General features: G+C 67.8%; 18 protein-coding genes. 13 read left to right on the plus strand and 5 right to left on the minus strand.

Annotation, left to right across the window (positions count from 1 at the left end):
* The first annotated feature begins 5 nt into the window (after positions 1 to 5).
* From groL to ACFVHY_RS00220, 7 genes are all read left to right on the plus strand, one after another.
* Complete coding sequence (groL, locus tag ACFVHY_RS00190; protein WP_058251318.1) at positions 6 to 1,631, plus strand: chaperonin GroEL; 1,626 nt, start codon at positions 6 to 8, stop codon at positions 1,629 to 1,631.
* On the plus strand, positions 1,600 to 1,875 hold the full coding sequence (locus ACFVHY_RS00195; protein WP_390266840.1) for a winged helix-turn-helix transcriptional regulator: 276 nt from the start codon (positions 1,600 to 1,602) through the stop codon (positions 1,873 to 1,875). The genes groL and ACFVHY_RS00195 overlap by 32 nt, the downstream gene beginning before the upstream one ends.
* 44 nt (positions 1,876 to 1,919) lie before the next feature.
* Positions 1,920 to 2,579, plus strand: coding sequence for a DsbA family protein (locus tag ACFVHY_RS00200; RefSeq protein WP_390266843.1), 660 nt, complete (start codon positions 1,920 to 1,922; stop codon positions 2,577 to 2,579).
* Positions 2,580 to 2,981: 402 nt separating this feature from the next.
* On the plus strand, positions 2,982 to 3,908 hold the full coding sequence (locus tag ACFVHY_RS00205; protein WP_390266846.1) for an MSMEG_6728 family protein: 927 nt from the start codon (positions 2,982 to 2,984) through the stop codon (positions 3,906 to 3,908).
* A gap of 363 nt (positions 3,909 to 4,271) precedes the next feature.
* Positions 4,272 to 5,297 carry an alpha/beta hydrolase gene (locus ACFVHY_RS00210; RefSeq protein WP_390266848.1) on the plus strand — a complete coding sequence of 342 codons (1,026 nt, stop codon included), beginning with the start codon at positions 4,272 to 4,274 and terminating at the stop codon, positions 5,295 to 5,297.
* Positions 5,298 to 5,325: 28 nt separating this feature from the next.
* Entirely contained in the window at positions 5,326 to 6,132 is an 807-nt protein-coding gene (locus ACFVHY_RS00215; RefSeq protein WP_390266851.1) for a tyrosine-protein phosphatase, read from the plus strand.
* Positions 6,133 to 6,176: 44 nt separating this feature from the next.
* Positions 6,177 to 8,378: a glycoside hydrolase family 3 C-terminal domain-containing protein gene (locus ACFVHY_RS00220; protein ID WP_390266854.1), complete on the plus strand. Its 2,202-nt coding sequence runs from the start codon at positions 6,177 to 6,179 to the stop codon at positions 8,376 to 8,378.
* A gap of 5 nt (positions 8,379 to 8,383) precedes the next feature.
* On the opposite strand, the gene ACFVHY_RS00225 is transcribed toward ACFVHY_RS00220, so the two are convergent.
* Positions 8,384 to 8,866 carry a PaaI family thioesterase gene (locus ACFVHY_RS00225; RefSeq protein ID WP_058251304.1) on the minus strand — a complete coding sequence of 161 codons (483 nt, stop codon included), beginning with the start codon at positions 8,864 to 8,866 and terminating at the stop codon, positions 8,384 to 8,386.
* A 128-nt stretch (positions 8,867 to 8,994) separates the two neighbouring features.
* Here ACFVHY_RS00225 and ACFVHY_RS00230 point away from each other — a divergent pair, with 128 nt between their 5' ends.
* The 5 genes from ACFVHY_RS00230 (at position 8,995) to ppk2 (ending at position 12,766) form a co-directional block, all read left to right on the plus strand.
* Positions 8,995 to 9,603, plus strand: coding sequence for a TetR/AcrR family transcriptional regulator (locus tag ACFVHY_RS00230; RefSeq protein WP_058251303.1), 609 nt, complete (start codon positions 8,995 to 8,997; stop codon positions 9,601 to 9,603).
* A gap of 139 nt (positions 9,604 to 9,742) precedes the next feature.
* Positions 9,743 to 10,420 carry a DUF4166 domain-containing protein gene (locus ACFVHY_RS00235; RefSeq protein WP_058251302.1) on the plus strand — a complete coding sequence of 226 codons (678 nt, stop codon included), beginning with the start codon at positions 9,743 to 9,745 and terminating at the stop codon, positions 10,418 to 10,420.
* A gap of 90 nt (positions 10,421 to 10,510) precedes the next feature.
* Complete coding sequence (locus ACFVHY_RS00240; protein WP_058251301.1) at positions 10,511 to 10,951, plus strand: SRPBCC family protein; 441 nt, start codon at positions 10,511 to 10,513, stop codon at positions 10,949 to 10,951.
* Positions 10,952 to 11,060: 109 nt separating this feature from the next.
* The gene (locus tag ACFVHY_RS00245; RefSeq protein WP_058251300.1) at positions 11,061 to 11,582 is read left to right on the plus strand and encodes a DUF6764 family protein; all 522 of its coding nucleotides are present in this window, start codon (positions 11,061 to 11,063) and stop codon (positions 11,580 to 11,582) included.
* A 233-nt stretch (positions 11,583 to 11,815) separates the two neighbouring features.
* Positions 11,816 to 12,766, plus strand: a complete 951-nt coding sequence (ppk2, locus tag ACFVHY_RS00250; RefSeq protein ID WP_058251299.1) for a polyphosphate kinase 2 — start codon at positions 11,816 to 11,818, stop codon at positions 12,764 to 12,766.
* Between the two features lie 61 nt (positions 12,767 to 12,827).
* Here ppk2 and ACFVHY_RS00255 read toward each other — a convergent pair whose 3' ends face one another.
* The gene (locus tag ACFVHY_RS00255; protein ID WP_390266860.1) at positions 12,828 to 13,640 is read right to left on the minus strand and encodes a hypothetical protein; all 813 of its coding nucleotides are present in this window, start codon (positions 13,638 to 13,640) and stop codon (positions 12,828 to 12,830) included.
* A gap of 356 nt (positions 13,641 to 13,996) precedes the next feature.
* Here ACFVHY_RS00255 and ACFVHY_RS00260 point away from each other — a divergent pair, with 356 nt between their 5' ends.
* Positions 13,997 to 15,241 (plus strand): DUF222 domain-containing protein, encoded by a 1,245-nt coding sequence (locus ACFVHY_RS00260; protein ID WP_390266863.1) that lies wholly within the window; start codon positions 13,997 to 13,999, stop codon positions 15,239 to 15,241.
* 88 nt (positions 15,242 to 15,329) lie between these two features.
* Here ACFVHY_RS00260 and ACFVHY_RS00265 read toward each other — a convergent pair whose 3' ends face one another.
* From ACFVHY_RS00265 to ACFVHY_RS00275, 3 genes are read right to left on the minus strand one after another with little or no spacing between them, the layout of a single operon-like run.
* Positions 15,330 to 17,000 carry a thiamine pyrophosphate-binding protein gene (locus ACFVHY_RS00265; RefSeq protein WP_390266866.1) on the minus strand — a complete coding sequence of 557 codons (1,671 nt, stop codon included), beginning with the start codon at positions 16,998 to 17,000 and terminating at the stop codon, positions 15,330 to 15,332.
* Positions 17,000 to 17,791, minus strand: coding sequence for a cyclase family protein (locus ACFVHY_RS00270; protein WP_390266869.1), 792 nt, complete (start codon positions 17,789 to 17,791; stop codon positions 17,000 to 17,002). The genes ACFVHY_RS00265 and ACFVHY_RS00270 overlap by 1 nt, the downstream gene beginning before the upstream one ends.
* Positions 17,791 to 18,525: a tellurium resistance protein gene (locus tag ACFVHY_RS00275; protein ID WP_078111705.1), complete on the minus strand. Its 735-nt coding sequence runs from the start codon at positions 18,523 to 18,525 to the stop codon at positions 17,791 to 17,793. Before ACFVHY_RS00275 ends, ACFVHY_RS00270 begins: the two co-directional genes overlap by 1 nt.
* Between the last annotated feature and the right edge of the window lie 44 nt (positions 18,526 to 18,569).

The raw sequence follows: 18,569 nt of genomic DNA on the forward strand, positions 1-18,569 counted from the left end.
TACCCATGGCCAAGCAAATTGCGTTCGACGAAGAGGCCCGTCGCGGCCTCGAGCGGGGCCTCAACAGCCTTGCCGACGCCGTCAAGGTGACGTTGGGACCCAAGGGTCGCAACGTCGTCCTGGAGAAGAAGTGGGGCGCCCCCACGATCACCAACGATGGTGTGTCCATCGCCAAGGAGATCGAGCTGGAGGACCCGTACGAGAAGATCGGCGCCGAGCTGGTCAAGGAAGTCGCCAAGAAGACCGACGATGTCGCGGGCGACGGCACCACCACCGCCACCGTTCTCGCCCAGGCTCTCGTCCGTGAGGGTCTGCGCAACGTCGCTGCCGGCGCCAACCCGCTGGGTCTGAAGCGCGGCATCGAGAAGGCCGTCGAGGCCGTCACCGAGTCGCTGCTGAAGAGCGCCAAGGAGGTCGAGACCAAGGAGCAGATCGCTGCCACCGCCGGTATCTCGGCCGGCGACGCCTCGATCGGCGAGCTCATCGCCGAGGCGATGGACAAGGTCGGCAAGGAAGGCGTCATCACGGTCGAGGAGTCCAACACCTTCGGCCTGCAGCTCGAGCTCACCGAGGGCATGCGCTTCGACAAGGGCTACATCTCGGGTTACTTCGTCACCGACGCCGACCGCCAGGAAGCCGTCCTCGACGACCCATACATCCTGCTGGTCTCGGGCAAGGTCTCGACCATCAAGGACCTGCTGCCGCTGCTGGAGAAGGTCATCCAGGCCGGCAAGCCGCTGCTGATCATCGCCGAGGACGTCGAGGGCGAAGCTCTCTCGACCCTCGTCGTCAACAAGCTCAAGGGCACCTTCAAGTCCGTCGCCGTCAAGGCCCCGGGCTTCGGTGACCGCCGCAAGGCCATGCTGGCCGACATCGCCATCCTCACCGGTGGCGAGGTCATCAGCGAAGAGGTCGGCCTCTCGCTCGAGGGCGCGGGCATCGAGCTGCTCGGTACCGCTCGCAAGGTCGTCGTGACCAAGGACGAGACCACCATCGTCGAGGGCGCGGGCGATCCCGACGCCATCGCCGGTCGTGTCGCCCAGATCCGCGGCGAGATCGAGAACAGCGACTCCGACTACGACCGTGAGAAGCTGCAGGAGCGTCTGGCCAAGCTGGCCGGCGGTGTTGCGGTCATCAAGGCGGGCGCGGCCACCGAGGTCGAGCTCAAGGAGCGCAAGCACCGCATCGAGGACGCCGTCCGCAACGCGAAGGCTGCCGTCGAAGAGGGCATCGTCGCCGGTGGTGGCGTGGCCCTGCTGCAGTCGGAGCCGGCCATCGACGCACTCTCGCTCGAGGGTGACGAGGCCACCGGCGCCAACATCGTCAAGGTAGCGCTGTCGGCTCCGGCCAAGCAGATCGCGATCAACGCCGGCCTCGAGCCGGGCGTCGTCGCCGACAAGGTCCTCAACTCGCCCACCGGCACCGGCCTCAACGCCGCCACCGGTGTGTACGAGGACCTGCTCAAGGCCGGCATCAACGACCCGGTGAAGGTCACCCGCTCGGCGCTGCAGAACGCAGCCTCGATCGCGGCTCTGTTCCTCACCACCGAGGCCGTCGTCGCCGACAAGCCCGAGAAGAACGCCGCCCCGGCCATGCCGGGTGGCGACGAGATGGGCGGAATGGGCTTCTGATCTCCTGATCAGATCCCTGCGTCCTCTCACGCAGCATCACCGAAGGCCGGTCACCCGACAGGGTGGCCGGCCTTCGGCGTTCAGAGCCCATCGGCACGACCATCGCAGCGCGAATCCGCGGGTCGACTACACCCTGACGGATGCCGGCCGCGACCTCGTCACGACGGTCCACGGCCTGTGCGACTGGTCGCGAACGCATCTCGACGACCTGCTCGACGCGCCTGGGGCGGCTGATCGGGTGTGACGCACTCCGGGAACGTTCTCGATCCGCGAGGTGTTGAGAGGGCAATGAGCGCTCCCATCACCGTCGACATCTGGTCCGACATCGCCTGCCCCTGGTGCTACATCGGCACACGCAAGTTCGAGGCGGGCCTCGCCGAGTTCGACGGACGCGACGACGTCGAAGTGACCTACCACAGCTTCGAACTCGCACCGGATACGCCGGTCGACTTCGACGGTTCAGAGGTCGACTTCCTCGTCCGGCACAAGGGTATGCCGGCCGATCAGGTCCGGGGGATGCTCGACCAGGTCCGCGGGATCGCCGCCGAGGTCGGTCTCGACTACGACTTCGACCGGCTGCAGCACACCAAGACGCTGAAAGCGCATGAGGCGCTGCACTTCGCGAAAGCGCATGGCCGACAGGCGGAGCTGGCCGAGCGTCTGTTCCAGGCGTACTTCGAGCAGGGACGCCACGTCGGCCGCGCCGACGAACTCGCCGACCTGGCGGCCGAGGTCGGTCTCGATCGCGACGCCGTCCTCGCCGCGCTGGAGTCGGGCGAGTACTCCGCGGCCGTCGAGGCCGACATCGACCAGGCCCGTGCATACGGGATCAGCGGGGTTCCCTTCTTCGTGCTCAACGGCAAGTACGGGATCTCCGGAGCCCAGGCGCCGGAAACCTTCGCGCAGGCCCTCGACAAGGTTCGGGCCGAGGAGTCCGATCGTGTCTGACCCGCTTGTGTCCTTCGAGATGATCGGCGACGACGACGCGGCGGTCTGCGTCGACGGCGTGTGTGCGGTGCCGGAGGTCGGGACCGACGCGTCGGACTCCGCATCCGACTGAGCCCCGAAGTCCGAGCGGCGATCATCTCTTCGAGGCCACCCGCGGGCTTCGGCTGACGCCGCGCGGCAGAAAGATCGCACCCACCGCTGATCGAGCCGAGTCGAAGCCACCGTGGTGACCTGGGTCCACGCTGCGCGGCAGTAGGTCGCACCCGCCGCTGGTTGAGCCGGTCCTGGTGTGACGCCGGGGCCGGGATCGCCGATCTTCGGTAGCAGCTGACAACTCTGAGTTCGGGCTGCGCGGAGCTCCGCCGGGTGTGAGCGCCCGTCCGAAGTGGGTATGCGAGCGCCATGCAGACGTTCCTGCCGTATTCGGACTTTCGACGCTCTGCCGAGGTCCTGGACCCCGCGCGCCTCGGCAAGCAGCGGGTGGAGACGTTGCAGATCCTGCGGGCGCTCGAACTCTTCGATTACGGCTGGACGAGCCATCCCGCGGTCACGATGTGGCGTGGGCACACCCCGGCGCTGGTCGCCTACGGGCTCGCTTTCGTCGACGTGTGGACCGGCGGCGGTCGTGCGGACACCACCGCTCCGATGATCGCCGAGTTCGCGCCCGAGGTGGTGGGTGCGTCCCAAGCCGAGCTGACCGTGCAGGGCCTGATGCCCGCGTGGCTCGGCGACGACCGACTCCATCGCAGTCACCGTTCGGCGCTGCTCCGCAAGGCGCCGGACTTCTACGGCTTCGTGTTCGACGACGTCGACATCGACGACGAGATGCCGTACTTCTGGCCGGAGCCGCCGGCCACCGACGCGCACGATCTGGACGAACCGACCCGCACCGTGTGGATCATCCGGGCCGGATCCGACGAACAGTACGCACAGTTCCGACAGCGGCAGATCGTCGGATTGGGCGTCGAATCCGGCATCGACGCCGACGCCTCGGTGGGCACCGAGACCGGCCTGCGCGTGTTGCTGAAGGAGCGAAGTCCCGGGCGGCGGCCGGGTAAGGACCTCCGCGTGCTCGCGTCGTTCGTCTCCGATCTGCGGGTGGGGGACGAGGTCGCCGTCGTCGACCCCACCGATCCGGACGTGCTGCCCCTGGGGACGTTGATCGGCGAGTACGAGTTCTCCCGCCGGGGCAGGGCGCTCACCCCGCATCGGCGCCGGGTCCGCTGGACCGGCACCCTCGAGCGGTCGGCCGTCGCCCCGCCGGCGCTGCTCCAGAATCCACGCATGCTGTTTCCGGTGTCGGTGCGATCGGAGGCGGTCCGGCTGTAGTCCGATCGGCCGAATTCGGCACCGGCTGCTCCGTGAATGCGTTCCGTGCGCCTTTCGAAGTGGCCGGTCGTTGTCGACGGCAGAGACGACTCCGGCCTGGTGCGCTCGCCCGAGATCGGCTGTTCAGGAGCACGACGTCTCGACCGGTCGGGATCAGTCATCGTGAAACCGCCTCCAATGATGACCAAGGTGCGCGCAATCGCGAGGTGAAAAGCGATGACCCCCGGCCGTGAGAATCCGGACGGGATCGTCTCCGGTGCGTATGGTGACACGTATTCGGATCGAGATCTGCGTGTGTGAATTCCGTTGTCGAGACGGCGGCGCGGTAGTGATGTGAGCATGTAGCGATGTGAAGGGACTGTGATGTCCGCAGTGGGTGGTCTGTTCCGCCGACGCCTGGTCGCCACAACGGTCTCGATCGTTGTACTCGTTGTCGCGCTTGCTGTTCCGTCGTTCGCCTTCGCCGACCCGGGAGATGCCTCGTCCCGGGCGAAGGCGCTGGCCCGCGCTGTCGCCGATGGCCGGGTCTTGGACCTGTCGGTGTATTCGCCGTCGATGAAACGTCACGTACCGGTCCGGGTTCTCGTGCCCGCCGACCGCTCGGTGCCCCGACCGACGCTGTATCTGCTGAATGGCGCGGGTGGCGGCGAGGGCACCGGACACTGGTTCGAGCAAACCGACATCGTCGATTTCGTCGCCGACAAGAATGTGAATGTCGTCGTGCCGATGCGCGGCGCGTACAGCTATTACACCGACTGGGTCAAAGTCGACCCGGTGCTGGGGCGAAACAAATGGACAACGTTTCTGACCAGTGAACTACCGCCGCTCATCGATCGGAAGCTGAACACCACCGGCGTGAACGCGATCGCGGGGATCTCCATGGCGGGAACGTCGTCGTTGAGTCTTGCCGAAGCCGCACCTCAGCTCTACCGCGCCGTCGCCTCCTACAGCGGTTGTGCCGAGACGAGTACGAATCTCGGCCGACTCGCCATCCGCGCGGTCGTCGAAGGACGCGGCGGCGGCGACATCGCCAACATCTGGGGCCCGGTCGGCTCCCCGGGGTGGCGGGCGCACGACCCGGTCGTCAACGCCTACAAGCTGCGCGGCAAGGCGATCTACATCAGCACCGGCACGGGGGTCCCCGGACCGCACGACCAGTTGCATGGCCAGGGAATCGACGGGAAGACCACGATCTACATCGACCAGATCGCGGTCGGCGGCGCCATCGAGGCCGCCACCCACCAGTGCACGCTCAATCTCGATCGTCGACTCAAGCAACTCGGCATTCCCGCGACCGTCGACTATGCACCGGGGACGCACGCCTGGCCCTACTGGCAGGACCAGCTCGTGAAGTCGTGGCCGATGCTCGAAAGCGCGCTCACCGACTGACCGCCGCACAATCTGTCACGATGTGACCGTGACTGCGACCCCCGGCGCGCCCAGCCCCATCTCCAGCCTGCCCAACCTCCGCGATCTCGGCGGCTGGCGGACCGGGGACGGACAGACGGTCCGATCCGGTGTCCTGTACCGGTCGACGGATTTCTCCGCGCTCGACACCGCCGACGTCTCCACGCTCGAATCACTCGGTCTGAAGACCGTCTACGACCTGAGATCGGCGCACGAGAGCGAGGCCATCCCCGACCCCGTCCTGCCCGGCGCGTCGAACATCGCACTCGATGTCCTCGCCGATGCGCAGATGTCGATTCCCGCCAACATCGGTGCTGTTCTCGCCGACCCCGCCGTCGTCGCGCAGGCCGACGAGATGCTGTCCGGCGGCAAGGCGCGCGAAATGATCTGCGGGACCTATCGCGAGATGATCACCCTGCCCAGTGCGACGGCGTCGTACACCCAGTTGTTTCGTGGACTGATCGACGGCTCGACGCCGGCCCTGGTGCACTGCACCACCGGCAAGGACCGAACTGGTTGGGCCGCAGCATCTCTGCTGACGCTGCTCGGGGTGCCGAAGGGCGACGTCTATCGCGACTACCTGCTCACCAATGAACGTCTGATCCCGTCGCTCACACCCATCTTCGACGGGTTCGCCGCCGCCGGGGGCGATCCCGAGCTCCTCGTCGGCGTGCTGGGCGTCGACTCCGGCTACCTCGACGCCGCGTTCGACGAGGTGGACAAGCGGTACGGCGGAATCGAGGGTTATTTCGGCGAGGCGCTGGGCCTGGGTGCCGCCGACCAGAAGGCGCTGCGTGACCGCTATCTCGACGGGTGATCCGGCGGCGGTACACCAAGTCGTCCCGTCGGTAGTGTCTTGGGGTGAGTGAATTCAGCTTGACCGAGAAGGCCGCGCTGGGCAGCGGCGCCGATTTCTGGACCACCAAACCGGTCGGTTCCGTTCCCGCGCTGACACTCACCGACGGTCCGCACGGGGTCCGGAAACAGACCGGCGCCACCGACCACCTCGGCCTCGCCGGCAGCGAACCCGCCACCTGCTTCCCGCCTGCGGTCGGACTCGGCCAGAGTTGGGACACCGGGCTGATCCGTCGTGTCGGCGAAGCGCTCGGACGCGAGGCACGCGGTCTCGACGTCGACGTGCTGCTCGGCCCGGGCGTGAACATCAAGCGAGATCCCCGGTGCGGCCGCAACTTCGAGTACTTCTCCGAGGATCCGTTCGTCACGGGCCGGCTCGGCGCGGCGTGGGTGAGCGGCGTGCAGAGCGTCGGGGTCGGCACGTCGCTCAAACACTTCGCGCTGAACAACGCCGAGGACGACCGGATGCGGTCGAGTTCGGACGTCGACCCGCGCCCGATGCGGGAGATCTACCTCCGCGCCTTCGCGCACATCATCCGCACGGCGAACCCGTGGACCGTGATGTGCTCCTACAACCGCATCAACGGCACGTACGCGGCGGAGAACCGGTGGCTCCTCACCGAGTTGTTGCGGGGTGAGTGGGGCTACGACGGCGTGGTGGTCTCCGACTGGGGCGCGGTCGCCGACCGCGTTCGGGCGGTCGCCGCCGGCCTGGATCTCGAGATGCCCGGCCCGGGGGACCGCACCGACGCGCAGGTCGTGGACGCGGTCCGGAACGGAACCCTCGACGAGACGGCGGTGGACCGGTCGGCCCGGGCGGTCCGGGAACTCGCGGAGCGGGCCGCCGCGGGCCGGACGAACCGGCCCGTCGTCGACTTCGATCTCCACCATCGCCTCGCGCGCGAGGCCGCGTCGCGGTCCATCGTCCTGCTCAAGAACGACGGCGATCTCCTCCCGTTGCGCCCCGGACGCTCCGTCGCGGTCATCGGCTCGTTCGCGCACGACCCCCGTTATCAGGGCGGCGGCAGTTCGCACGTGAACCCGACACGCCTCGACGTACCGGTGGACGAGATCCGGGCAGCCGGCGGCACGGTGACCTACGCCCCGGGTTTCAGCACCGACGGCTCGCGGGTGGATACGGCGGGCGCGATCGCCGCGGCGGTCGACGCCGATGCCGCCGTACTGTTCCTGGGACTGGCGGCCGCACAGGAGTCGGAGGGCTTCGACCGCGACGACATCGAACTGCCGGCGGACCAGGTCGAGTTGCTGACCGCGATCTTGGCGGTGCAACCGCGAACGGTGGTCGTGCTCGCTCACGGAGGCGTCCTGCGCCTCGGATCGATCGCCGCGGCCCCTGCAATCCTCGACGGCGCGCTCCTCGGCCAGGCCGGGGGCGGGGCCATCGCCGACGTGCTCTTCGGGGCGGTCAACCCGTCGGGTCGGCTCACCGAGACCGTGCCGGTCAGATTGCAGGACACCCCGGCATACCTGAATTTCCCGAACGAGAACTCGCACATCCGGTACGGCGATGGCATCTTCGTCGGCTACCGCTGGTACGACGCGCGGGACATCGAGGTCGCCTACCCGTTCGGACACGGGTTGTCCTACACGAGTTTCGAGTACTCGGATCTGTCTGTGGCATCGGATGATCCGGGCGTCGACGGTGTGGTCGTCGGGGTGACGGTGACCAACGCCGGTCCTCGGGCCGGGCGTGACATCGTCCAGGTCTACACGTCGAAGCCTGAATCACGTGTCGGACGACCGCCGCGCGAGCTGACGGGCTTCACGACCACCCGCGACCTCGAACCCGGTGAGTCGCAGAGAGTCTCGATCGCGCTCGACCGCAGCGACCTCGCGTACTGGGACACCCGCGTCGATGAGTGGGTCGTCGAACCGGGTGAGTACGGGGTCGACGTCGGCGCGTCGAGTCGGGACATCCGGCTGACCACCACCGTCGAGATCGCGGGCGACGAAGTTCATCTCGCGATCGACGAGAACTCGACCCTCGGCGAGGTCCTGGCGAATCCTGCTGCGGCGCAGGCGCTCGCGGATCTGGCCGAGAACAACCCTCTGATGAGTGCCGGGAACGACGCCCTGGGCGTCGACATGGCGCGGATGCTCGCGTCGATTCCGCTCGGACGCCTCGCCGGGTTCGGGATGCGGGACGAGGACATCGCCCGGATCATCGCGGCGGCACGCACGGACTGACCGCGCTACCGGAACACGATGCAGGTGGTGGTCCCGTGGGCGACGAGCTTGCCGTCGGCGGAGAACACCTTGCCCTCGGCGGTCGCGGTGGTGCGGCCGGCGTGGATGACGGTGCCCACGCCGGTCAGCTCCCCGGCGTCCACGGCGACCGAGCGGATGTAGTTCACCTTCAGCTCCAGCGTCGTGTAGCCGACCCCGGCGGGCAGGGTGGTGTGGACGGCGCACCCCATCACCGAGTCCAACAGCGTGGCGCAGATGCCGCCGTGAACGGTGCCGAGGGGGTTGGCGAAGTCGGGCTGCGGAGTCACGGCGAAGGTGACCGCGCCCTCGTCGATCTGCTTGGGCACCATGCCCAGGAGGCGGCCGATGCTCGGGCGGTCGGAGCCGGCGCCGCCCGCCTGCCAGGCCCGCAGCAGTTCGAGTCCGGACATGGCGGTGGGATCGGTGGGTGCGTCAGTTGTGGTCGTCATGACTATGCATGGTTGCATACTCCGCCGTGATTATGAAGGTCTGCATATTGGCGAGGCCGCGCCGCATACGGGATGACCTCGGCCGATGCTATGTATGCTGGCCACGACATCGGTTGTATGAGGGTCGGCATAGGAGTTGTTGCTGCATGGCGTCACATCCCGCCGAGTCCGTGATCACCGGCGCGGACGACCGCGGCCCCCGCGAACGCATGGTCGTGCACGCGGCCGATCTGATCGGCCGCGACGGAGTCGCCGCCACCTCCATCGGCGACGTGATCTCGGCGAGTTCCGCACCACGGGGGTCGATCTACCACCATTTCCCGGGCGGCAAGACCCAGCTGATGACCGAAGCCGTCCGGTACGCCGGTGAGTTCATCGCCGAACGCATCGGGCGTCCGACCACGATGACCCCGGCCGACACGGTGCGCGAGATCGGCGGGGTGTGGCGGCGACTATTGGTCAACACCGACTTCCAGTTCGGCTGCCCCGTGCTCGCCGGCGGACTCGCCCGCCGCAGCGAGCCGGCGGTGGCGGACGCGTCCGCCGAGATCCTGCAGCGCTGGGCCGACCTGGTCACCGCGCGGCTGGTGGTCGACGGCGTCGACAGCGACCGTGCCGACTCACTGGCCAACCTCATCATCGCGGCGGTCGAGGGAGCGGTCGGATTGTGCCAGACGCGGCGCAGCGTCGAACCCCTCGATCGCGTCATCGCCGAACTGGCGAGCCTCTGCGACGCGGCCGTCGATCGGGTCTGATCCGGGGCGAGACGTTGGACACAGGTGTGCTCCGTTAGTAGGTTCACCATGTCGTCACCGCCGTGGTGGCGTCTGGCCTGTATCCGTTCATCGTCGGGGTGGGCTCGAAATCGGTGGGTGAGCTCGGGGAGGTTGCGCCATGACGCCGGTCTTCCGGCATGCGCTGGGTTCGGACTTCGACCGTCTGCATCCCAACGTCGCATGGCGCTACGGCATCGACTCGACTTCCGGTGTCGCGCAGGTCTGTAGCGGGATCTACGAGTCGGTCTACGTGTCGTCGGCGCTGCCGCCGCCCGCCCTGTGGCATTACGCCAAGCGCAATGCGCTGCCCTCGAAGACCAGTCGCATGGTTCCGTTCACCCAGGGTTACTACTGCTACTCCGACGAGCTGGGGCGCGAGTCGCTCGCGGTGCTGCGGAACTTCCAGTACACGACCGGCCCGCGCAAGCTGAATTCCCTGCTGGTGGCCGGGCGCACGGGTCTGGTCGACTATTTCGGCGACGGCCCCGAGTTCCTGTATCCGATCGAACCGTCGGTGACGCGATCCGGCGAACTGCTGCTCGAGAGCGGACCGATGCGCTGGCTCGGACGCGGACCCAAGGTCGGGATGAAGGGGCTGTTCACCGCTCAGATGAAGTACATCGAGGGGTGGGACGAGAAACGGGATCGATTCCGCTGCGACGCGACCGTCCGCAACCCGGTCATCGGCGAGATCATGCACTTCCGCGGCTGGTTCACCGCCGTCGACCAGGCGTGCTCGTTGCGTGACATCCCGGACGAGGCGTGGCCGGTCAACCTGGTCGACCGAGAGAGCTGAACGGTTCGATCCAGGGCGACTCCGTCGCGGCTCGACACAGCCTCGACAGTTCGTTGCATCGGCGGCCAGGGCGCGCGGTAGGTTCAGCGCATGGCTGTCTCAGCGAACATCGAATTCGACGTCGCCGCCCCCGTCTCGGTGGTGATGGAAGTGCTCATGGACATCGAGTCCCTACCGGACTGGTCGGGACCGCACAAGGAAGCCGAGATCTTGTCCAGCTACGACGACGGCACGCCGCAGAAGGTGCGGATGGTCGTCACCGCCGCGGGTATCTCCGACGAGCAGACCTGCACCTATGACTGGACCGAGAACTCGTGCGAATGGCACCTCATCGAGTCGAATCAGTTGAGCGAGCAGCACGGCAAGTACACCGTCACGGAATCCGACAAGGGTGCCCATGTCCGCTTCGACCTGGCCGTCGAGCTGAAGATCAAGCTGCCCGGACTTATCGTGAAACGCGCCCAGAAGATGGCCGTGGACACCGCGCGCAAAGGACTCACCGCGGAAGTGGAGAAGCGCGCGGCGGCCTGAGGACGATCGTGACCGGGACGTGACGAGTCGATCGTCTCCTCCATGGCGCCGGCCCCTGTACGCTGAGGGCGTTCCTTACCGGGCGCCCGAGCTATGGAGGCCAAAGCAGTTGAGAATCAAGAAGTTTGCCGTTCGCGGCCTGGTCCTGGCGGCGGGGCTCGCCGGATGTGTTGGTTTCGCCGGGTTGTCGGGCGAAGGGGTCGCCGCGGCGGACACGCGTTGTTCGGTGTCGAACGGTCATCAGGTCGAGCGTGTCGAGGGGCGCAGCGGTTGCGGCGCCAAGGCCGGAGTCGGCAGTCGCGCGAGTGCCGACGAATACAGCGGTCGCGGCACCGCGGTCTCGGTCTCGGACAACGGCGGCAACGCCGCGGCCTACAACCTGCAGCCCGGTTCGACGGCGCTCGCCGGCGCCAACAGCCGGGGCAACGCCTACTCGGTCACGACCGGCCCGAGCGCACTGTCCGTCGCCCAGGCGCGTCGCGGTGGTACGACGGTGGCGATCGGCGGCTGGGGCGGCGAGGCCTACGCCGGTCCCGAAGGTGCCCGCTGCAGTGGCGGTTTCGCGACCGCGTTCGACACCAGCACCGGTAAGGCATGTCTGCACGCCGGTTCGATCGACCTGCGGAACTGACGCCGACCGACACTGAGCTGCACCACCGCTGGTTGAGCCGACACCGAGCGCAGCCGCCGGGCCGAGCAAGCGACGAAGGAGCGCGTCGAGGTCGAGGAGTCGAGTCGAAGCCACCGAGCGCAGCGAGTCGAAGCCACCGAGTGCACGACACCTGAGAGACAGAACACGCCCGGCGCGACGGTAGTTCACCGGAGCGTCGGGCGTCGTTCGCCGCTTCGACCTATCGTTGTGGAGTGACCGACCTCCACGATCCCGAGACCCAGATCGGCCCCGACTTCAGCGTGCTCAACGGCCGCGAAGCGCTTCAGCAACTCGTCGACCTCCACGACACCACGCACTTCACGGTCAACGACGACGATGACGACGACCCGGTCCTGCTGACCCTGCCCGAACGGAATGTCGTCGACACCTGGCGCGAGGACTACCCGTACGAGGAGCGCATGAGCCGCCGCGAGTACGAGGTCACCAAGCGGCGGCTGCAGATCGAACTGCTGAAGCTGCAGAAGTGGTCCAAGCAGACCGGGCAGCGGCATCTGCTGGTCTTCGAGGGCCGGGACGCGGCGGGCAAGGGCGGCACCATCAAACGATTTAACGAGCACCTCAACCCGCGCGGCGCTCGCACGATCGCCCTGGAGAAGCCCAGCGAACGCGAGGCCACCGAGTGGTACTTCCAGCGGTATGTGCAGCACCTGCCCGCCGGCGGGGAGATGGTGTTCTTCGATCGCTCCTGGTACAACCGCGCCGGCGTCGAACGGGTCATGGGGTTCTGCAGTCCGCAGCAGTACACGCAGTTCGTCGCCCAGGTCCCGGCGTTCGAGAAGATGCTCGTCGACGACGGGATCAACCTGGTCAAGTTCTGGTTCTCGGTCACCCCGCTCGAGCAGCGGACCCGGTTCGCGATCCGTCAGATCGACCCGGTGCGCCAGTGGAAGCTGTCGCCCATGGACCTGGCGTCGCTGGACAAGTGGGATGCCTACACCGAGGCGAAAGAGGCGATGTTCGCCACCACCGACACCGACCACGCACCCTGGACGGTGGTGAAGTCCAACGACAAGAAGCGGGCGCGGATCAACGCCATGCGTCACGTGCTGAGTCTCTTCGACTACGACGGCAAGAACGAGTCCTTCGTGGGCACACCCGACCCGCTGATCGTCGGCCGCGCCGCGGATGTGATCGGGGAGTAGTTGCGCGGCCGATGCGAACGCCGTCGCATCAGTGCGACGTCGTCCTTGTCGCGCACGCTTGTCAGCGCCGCCCCAGGATCAGCCGTCCCAGGATCCCGACGGCGAACATCGCGACGCCCACGCCGCCGACGATCAGTGCGACCCGGGTGACGTCGTCGTAGGCGCCGTCGATGATGAGCTCGGCGACCTGGCGGCCCGAGCGCTCTGCGCCGGCCACCTCCTGCTTGGCGCGGTCGGCGAAGAACAGGCCCATGGCCCAGGTCGAGACGCCGGCTGCAAGCACGCCGAGCCCGAGCCACGCGAAGACGGTTCCGCGTCGTCGGGCGATCAGCAGCGCGAGCACGGCTGCGATCACGGCCACCGCCGCCGAGCCCCAGGCGAGCAGCGTGATCTGGCTACCCACCTCCGCGTACCGGCCCGCCTCGAGGCCTGAGGCGCCGTTGGTCAACTCGACGACCACCGGCCCCTGGATCGCGTTGCCACCGGTCAGGTTCAGGGAGCGGTTGATCATGTTCGTGATGTCGAGTTGCATCACCGAGGTGTCCGAACCGGGCGCCGGCTCCTCGAACAGGAAGTCGTGCTGCTGGCCGACGACGTCGGCGAAGTCCTGCTGGAACTGCTCGCTCTCGGTGTAGCGGCCCGCCAGCGGCCGCACCAGGACGCCGGCGATCGGCAGGTCTGTCCGCGCTGTCGCCTGCGCGGCGATCTCGTCCGCTAGGTAGTCCTTGACCTGCTGGTTCTCGGCCATCGGTGCGACCGTGGCGACGAACCCAGCCCGATCGACGATGCGTTGATCAAGCCAGAAGGACGGCACGGCGAGGACGGTCGCCGCGATCGCGACAAGTGTCAACAGGGCACTCAGGAAGCTACGCACAGCAACGAGGCTACCGAGCCGCGGGCGGGAAAACCGACCGGCTGGGTCGGCCGGTCACGTGCCCGGGCATATGGGTTCTCGATCGGCGACGTCGGCGCGGTGTTCGTGGGCGCCGGCGGCGACCGAACCGTGCCAGATGGCCTGGTTCCCGGAGTGCGACCGCCGGAGTTCGGCAATGACGGACTCGGGTGCGGATGGGCTCCCACTTGTTACTGGTGGGGCTTCTGTTCACCATAGTCCACTACGGTTCACCGCTGGGGTGCGAGTGACAGCGACTGCAGTGCAACAGGATTCGATGACGATGAGGCCTGTGGAGAAATCTCGTCGTCGAACGTGATTGCGAGTAGCTTGGTGTCATGCCCTCAATCACCGAACTCCGCGACACCCTCATCTCACTGCCGTCACCACCCGACGACGGCAGTGGCCGTGCTCTGCACGAGCGGCTCGACGAACTACGGATGCTGCGCAACGTGCTCGATCACCAGATCGCCGTACATACAGCACTTTTCGAAGCCACGGGTGCCGCAGTGCGGGCGGGGTCGACCACGCGGAACGCGTTGATCGAGATGGGCATGCCGCCCGCGGCCGCGCACCGGTATGTGCGCATCGCCGGCGGGCTGGAGTCGGTGCCGAAGGTTGACGACTGTGCCTCGGAGGGTTATCTGTCTGCCGAGTGTGTCGACGCGGTGATCCGCGGACTAGCGCTTATTGACAAACGTTCTGCCACAGCGCTGTCCGACGACGAGCGCAGCGGATACGAGAGTGAGTTGCTTGCGCAGGCGTTCTCCGGAGCCACCCCCGCCCAGATCGACGACCACGCCCGTGGGATCGCCATCCGGGTCGCCCCCACCGACCCCAGCATTGTGGCGGCGGCCGATGACGCGTCGCTGAACACCGTGCACACCCACATCACCGAAGACGGGCGGGTCGCGATCACCGGAGATGTGACCGCGGTAATCGGGGAGAAGTTCGTGTCCATGATCGACGAACGGTCCTGTCCGCGTCCCGAACCCGACGGCGCGACGGATCGTCGCGGTGCGGCCGAGCGACGCGCCGATGCGCTGGAACTGTTGTTGGATCAAGCTGCAATCGGCGCGGCGACGAGCACCGCCGGCGCACCCCGCACCCAACTCCTGGTGACCATCCCCGCCGACGGGACTGACCCAGCGCGCCTGCCCTGGGTCGGGGCGGTCTCAGAGTCGACGACACGGCGCCTGTCATGTGACGGCGGAGTGGCCGAGATCGTCCTCGACGACGAAGGGGTGCCGTTGCGGATGGGCACCACGAAACGACTGTTCCCGCATTATCTGCGGCAGGCGATCATCGTCCGCGATCGGTGTTGTGTGAAATGCGGTGCCCCCGCTGCACATACCCAAGTCCACCACCTCGTTCACTGGGCCGATGGTGGCCCCACCGATCTGGACAACGGGTGCCTGTTGTGCCAGCGCTGTCATACCCAGGTCCATCACCACGGCTGGCAGGTCGTGATGGGACCCGACCGGCATCCGTGGCTGATTCCGCCCGCCGACATCGACCCGCGGCGCCTACCCCGGCCCGCCTACAACCGGCGGACCATGCGACTCGGCGACGCCCTCGTATAACTGCCCAGCGCAGACCAACCCCTCTGGCGTCGACCCCGGCGCCACACGACCTTTGACAACTCCACAGTGTGAGGCGATCCCGGCGGGGTCAGTGCCCGGCAAAGGCCTCCGCGAGCCACCAGGCGCCGCCGTCGTCGGTGATCTTGGCGTCGATGACGAGAGGACCCGACGGTTGGGGTGAAGAGAGCGAGGCGACCCAGTCCCGTACCTCGTCCAGGTCGTCGAGGCCGGTGACCGTCACGCCCGTCGCGCCGTGTCCACGGGCGATCGCGGCGATGTCGACCTCGGGGAACGTCACCGTCGTCATGTCGGCGTCGCCGAAGTGGTGCACCTCGGCACCGTATGCGGAGTCGTTGTAGACGATCACGACCAACGGCAGTGCCAGACGTACGGCGGTCTCCAATTCGGCGATGGCCATGAGGAATCCGCCGTCGCCGGTTCCTAGCACCGGGACCCGGTCCGGTTGCGCGAACGCCGCGCCGATGGCTGTGCCGAGGCCCAGTCCGATCGACTGGAAGGCCTGCGTGAAACAGAAGCCGAATTCGTCTGGCACGGACAGATGCGTCGACGGATAACCCATGAAGTTGCCGGAGTCGATGGATACGACGCGGTCGGCGGGCAGGATCTCGTCGAGCGCGATCGTCAGTGCCCGCGGGTCGACCCGACCGGGGGTCACCTCGCCGGTGACGGGGACGTCCTGCCACCTCGATGACGCCGAGATCCGTTCCCTGACTTCGTCGGTGCGATAACCGGTGGTGCGGCCGTCGGCCGCCAGGATCGTGTGCACGTCTGCCGCCGTTGCACCGCAGTCGCCGACCACCCCGAGGTCGATCGGGCGGTGTGCACCGATGGCGTCGATGTCGACGTCGACCTGCACCACGGTCGTGTCCTTGCCGATGAGTCGGCCGTGCCGCATCGTCCACATGTTCAGGGCGCAACCCCATCCGACGATGAGGTCGGCGTCGGCGATCAGCTCGGCGGTGGTGGGGGAGGAGAAGCCGCCGGAGATGCCGAGCGAGAACGGGTTTCCCGCGAACAGGCCGGTCGCGACCGCCGACGTCGCCACCAGCGCACCGACGGCCTCGGCCAGGGCCGCGATCTCCGGACCGGCGGAGCGCGCCCCTCGGCCCGCGACGAAGACGGGACGCCGCGCACCGCGGATCGCATCGGCGAGGCGGGCCGCCGACCGGGTGTCGGGACGCGGCCGCGGCGGTTCGGCGGAGAGCTCGACGGGTCCCTCGGAATCCGCTGCGGCCGCGGCGATATCGATGGCGACATGGAGCACGACGGTCCGGCGCTGCGTCACCGCGGTGCGGAAGGCGCGGATCACATCCGTCACCACCGTGCCCGGTCCGTAGACGCGGTCGTTCACGGCGCCGACGCTCGCGGCGAGCGCCTCCTGGTCGATGCGGAAGTTCGACCGCAACGCCGACGCGGGTGCATCGGCGGTGAGCACGATCATCGGCGTATGGCTCTTGGCGGCCTCGGCGATGCCGGTCATCGCGTTGGTGAGCCCACAGCCCTGATGGACCGACAACACGCCCACCCGTCCCGACATCCGCGAGTAGGCATCGGCCATGCTGGCCGCGCCGCCCTCATGGCGGGCGGCCGTGAACGGGACACTGCCGGCCCGAAGGGCGTTGGTCAGCACGAAGTTTCCGCTGCCGACCACACCGAAGGCATGGCCGACGCCGAGATCGGCGAGAACGCGGCCCGCGACGTCGGCGACCGTCGGACCGTAGCGGCCGGGTGCCGCCATCAACTCTCGACGATCGCCAGCACGCGCGACGGACTGCCGGTGCCGCCGACGATCGGCAACGGACTCACGACGATCACCGCGCCGGTCGGCGGGAGCGAGCCGAGGTTGCGCAGCGAGGTCAGCCCGTACTTGTCGTTGCCGAGGAAGTGGTAGTGCACGGGGAAGGCGGGATCGAAGCCGCCCGCGAGACCGGCGTCGACGCCGACGGTCTCGACGCCGAGGCCGGTGATCTCGCGCTCGGTGGCCAGCCACTGCGCGCACTCCACCGACACCCCGGGGGTGTGCGACCCGGTGTCGTCGGCGTTGAGGAACTCGGCTTCGGAGCCCCCGCGCGACTCCCAGCCGCTCCGCAACAGTAACCAGGTGCCGGCGGTGAGGCGACCGTGTTCGGTCTCCCAGGCCTCGACCTCGGCGACGCTCAGGAGATGATCCGGATCGTCGGCGACCTCATCGGTCAGGTCGAGGACGGCCGCCGGGCCGATCAGCCGTTGCACCGGGATCTGCGAGACGTCGTCCCCGTCGCGTCCGCTGATCCAGTGGATCGGTGCGTCGAGATGGGTGCCGATGTGCTCGCCGGTGTGAATGTTGTTGTGCCGCCAGTACGGCCCCGGCTCGTTGTAGGCGCTGACCTCTTCGAGACTGAAGTCGATCAGGTTCGCGAACGGCGCGGGCAGTCGCAGCGCGGGCGTCGCCGCACTGAGCGGGGTCGTCAGGTCGATGACTCGCAGGGAGCCATCGGCCAGACCGGCGACAAAGCTGGCCAACCGGTCGGACGTCGTGGAGTCGGCCACTACTTGCGCGCTCCGCGCCAGTTCATTCCCCAGCCGTACGCCTCGTCGACCTTGTCCTGTGCCCCGCGGATGTAGCGCACCTCGCGGTTGAGAACCAGCTCGCCACCACGGTTCTCGAACAAGGCGATCGCGCACGAGAGCGCCGACTGGTCCGCCTCGTCGAGCCGGACCTCGATCTCCGGGCCGTTGGCCGGGAACAGGGTGACGACGCCGTTGGCCCCGGCCCAGTTCGGGGTGCCCTCGTAGATGTAGGCGAAGATCAGGATCCGGCGGATCCGGTCGGTCGCGGAGAGGTCGATGTACATGTTCTCGCCGCCGGAACCCGAGCGGTCGTCGCCGTCGAGGTAGATGATCGGTTGTCCGTCACGGGGCGCCCGGAACGAGTTGCCCAGGGCCTGCACGATTCCCTTGCTCCCGTCGGTGAACTCCCACAGGCAGGCGAGGTCGAGGTCGATACCCTGCGCCTTGCGGAAGAGACCGCCGCCCTTGGAGTTCGACGTCCAGCTCAGATTGACACGCACTTGACCGGAGGTCGCACCCTGCTTGCTCAGCGAGATGCTCGGCGCCGACTTCGTGAGGGTGATCTTCGACAGCGAGACCGGCGGCGCGGGCGGCTGCTGACCGTAGCCCGCGGGGGTGGGCGGCTGCTGGCCGTAACCCGCGGGAGCGGCCGGGGGTTGGGCGGGCGGCTGCGGCGGCTGGGCCTTCGGACGCTTCGTGTAGTCGATCCCCATCTCGGTTCCTCATCTCGTCGTGGTGACATCGTCGTCGGGTGCGA

The sequence above is a fragment of the Gordonia sp. NPDC127522 genome (genome assembly GCF_042672305.1).
Taxonomy (GTDB): Bacteria; Actinomycetota; Actinomycetes; order Mycobacteriales; family Mycobacteriaceae; genus Gordonia; species Gordonia hongkongensis.

Coding starts and splice junctions, on each gene's coding strand:
- groL (WP_058251318.1), top strand. CDS start 6: ATGGCCAAGCAAATTGCGTTCGACGAAGAGGCCCGTCGCGGCCTCGAG.
- ACFVHY_RS00200 (WP_390266843.1), top strand. CDS start 1,920: ATGAGCGCTCCCATCACCGTCGACATCTGGTCCGACATCGCCTGCCCC.
- ACFVHY_RS00205 (WP_390266846.1), top strand. CDS start 2,982: ATGCAGACGTTCCTGCCGTATTCGGACTTTCGACGCTCTGCCGAGGTC.
- ACFVHY_RS00210 (WP_390266848.1), top strand. CDS start 4,272: ATGTCCGCAGTGGGTGGTCTGTTCCGCCGACGCCTGGTCGCCACAACG.
- ACFVHY_RS00225 (WP_058251304.1), bottom strand. CDS start 8,866: ATGCAACCATGCATAGTCATGACGACCACAACTGACGCACCCACCGAT.
- ACFVHY_RS00230 (WP_058251303.1), top strand. CDS start 8,995: ATGGCGTCACATCCCGCCGAGTCCGTGATCACCGGCGCGGACGACCGC.
- ACFVHY_RS00235 (WP_058251302.1), top strand. CDS start 9,743: ATGACGCCGGTCTTCCGGCATGCGCTGGGTTCGGACTTCGACCGTCTG.
- ACFVHY_RS00240 (WP_058251301.1), top strand. CDS start 10,511: ATGGCTGTCTCAGCGAACATCGAATTCGACGTCGCCGCCCCCGTCTCG.
- ACFVHY_RS00260 (WP_390266863.1), top strand. CDS start 13,997: ATGCCCTCAATCACCGAACTCCGCGACACCCTCATCTCACTGCCGTCA.
- ACFVHY_RS00265 (WP_390266866.1), bottom strand. CDS start 17,000: ATGGCGGCACCCGGCCGCTACGGTCCGACGGTCGCCGACGTCGCGGGC.
- ACFVHY_RS00275 (WP_078111705.1), bottom strand. CDS start 18,525: ATGGGGATCGACTACACGAAGCGTCCGAAGGCCCAGCCGCCGCAGCCG.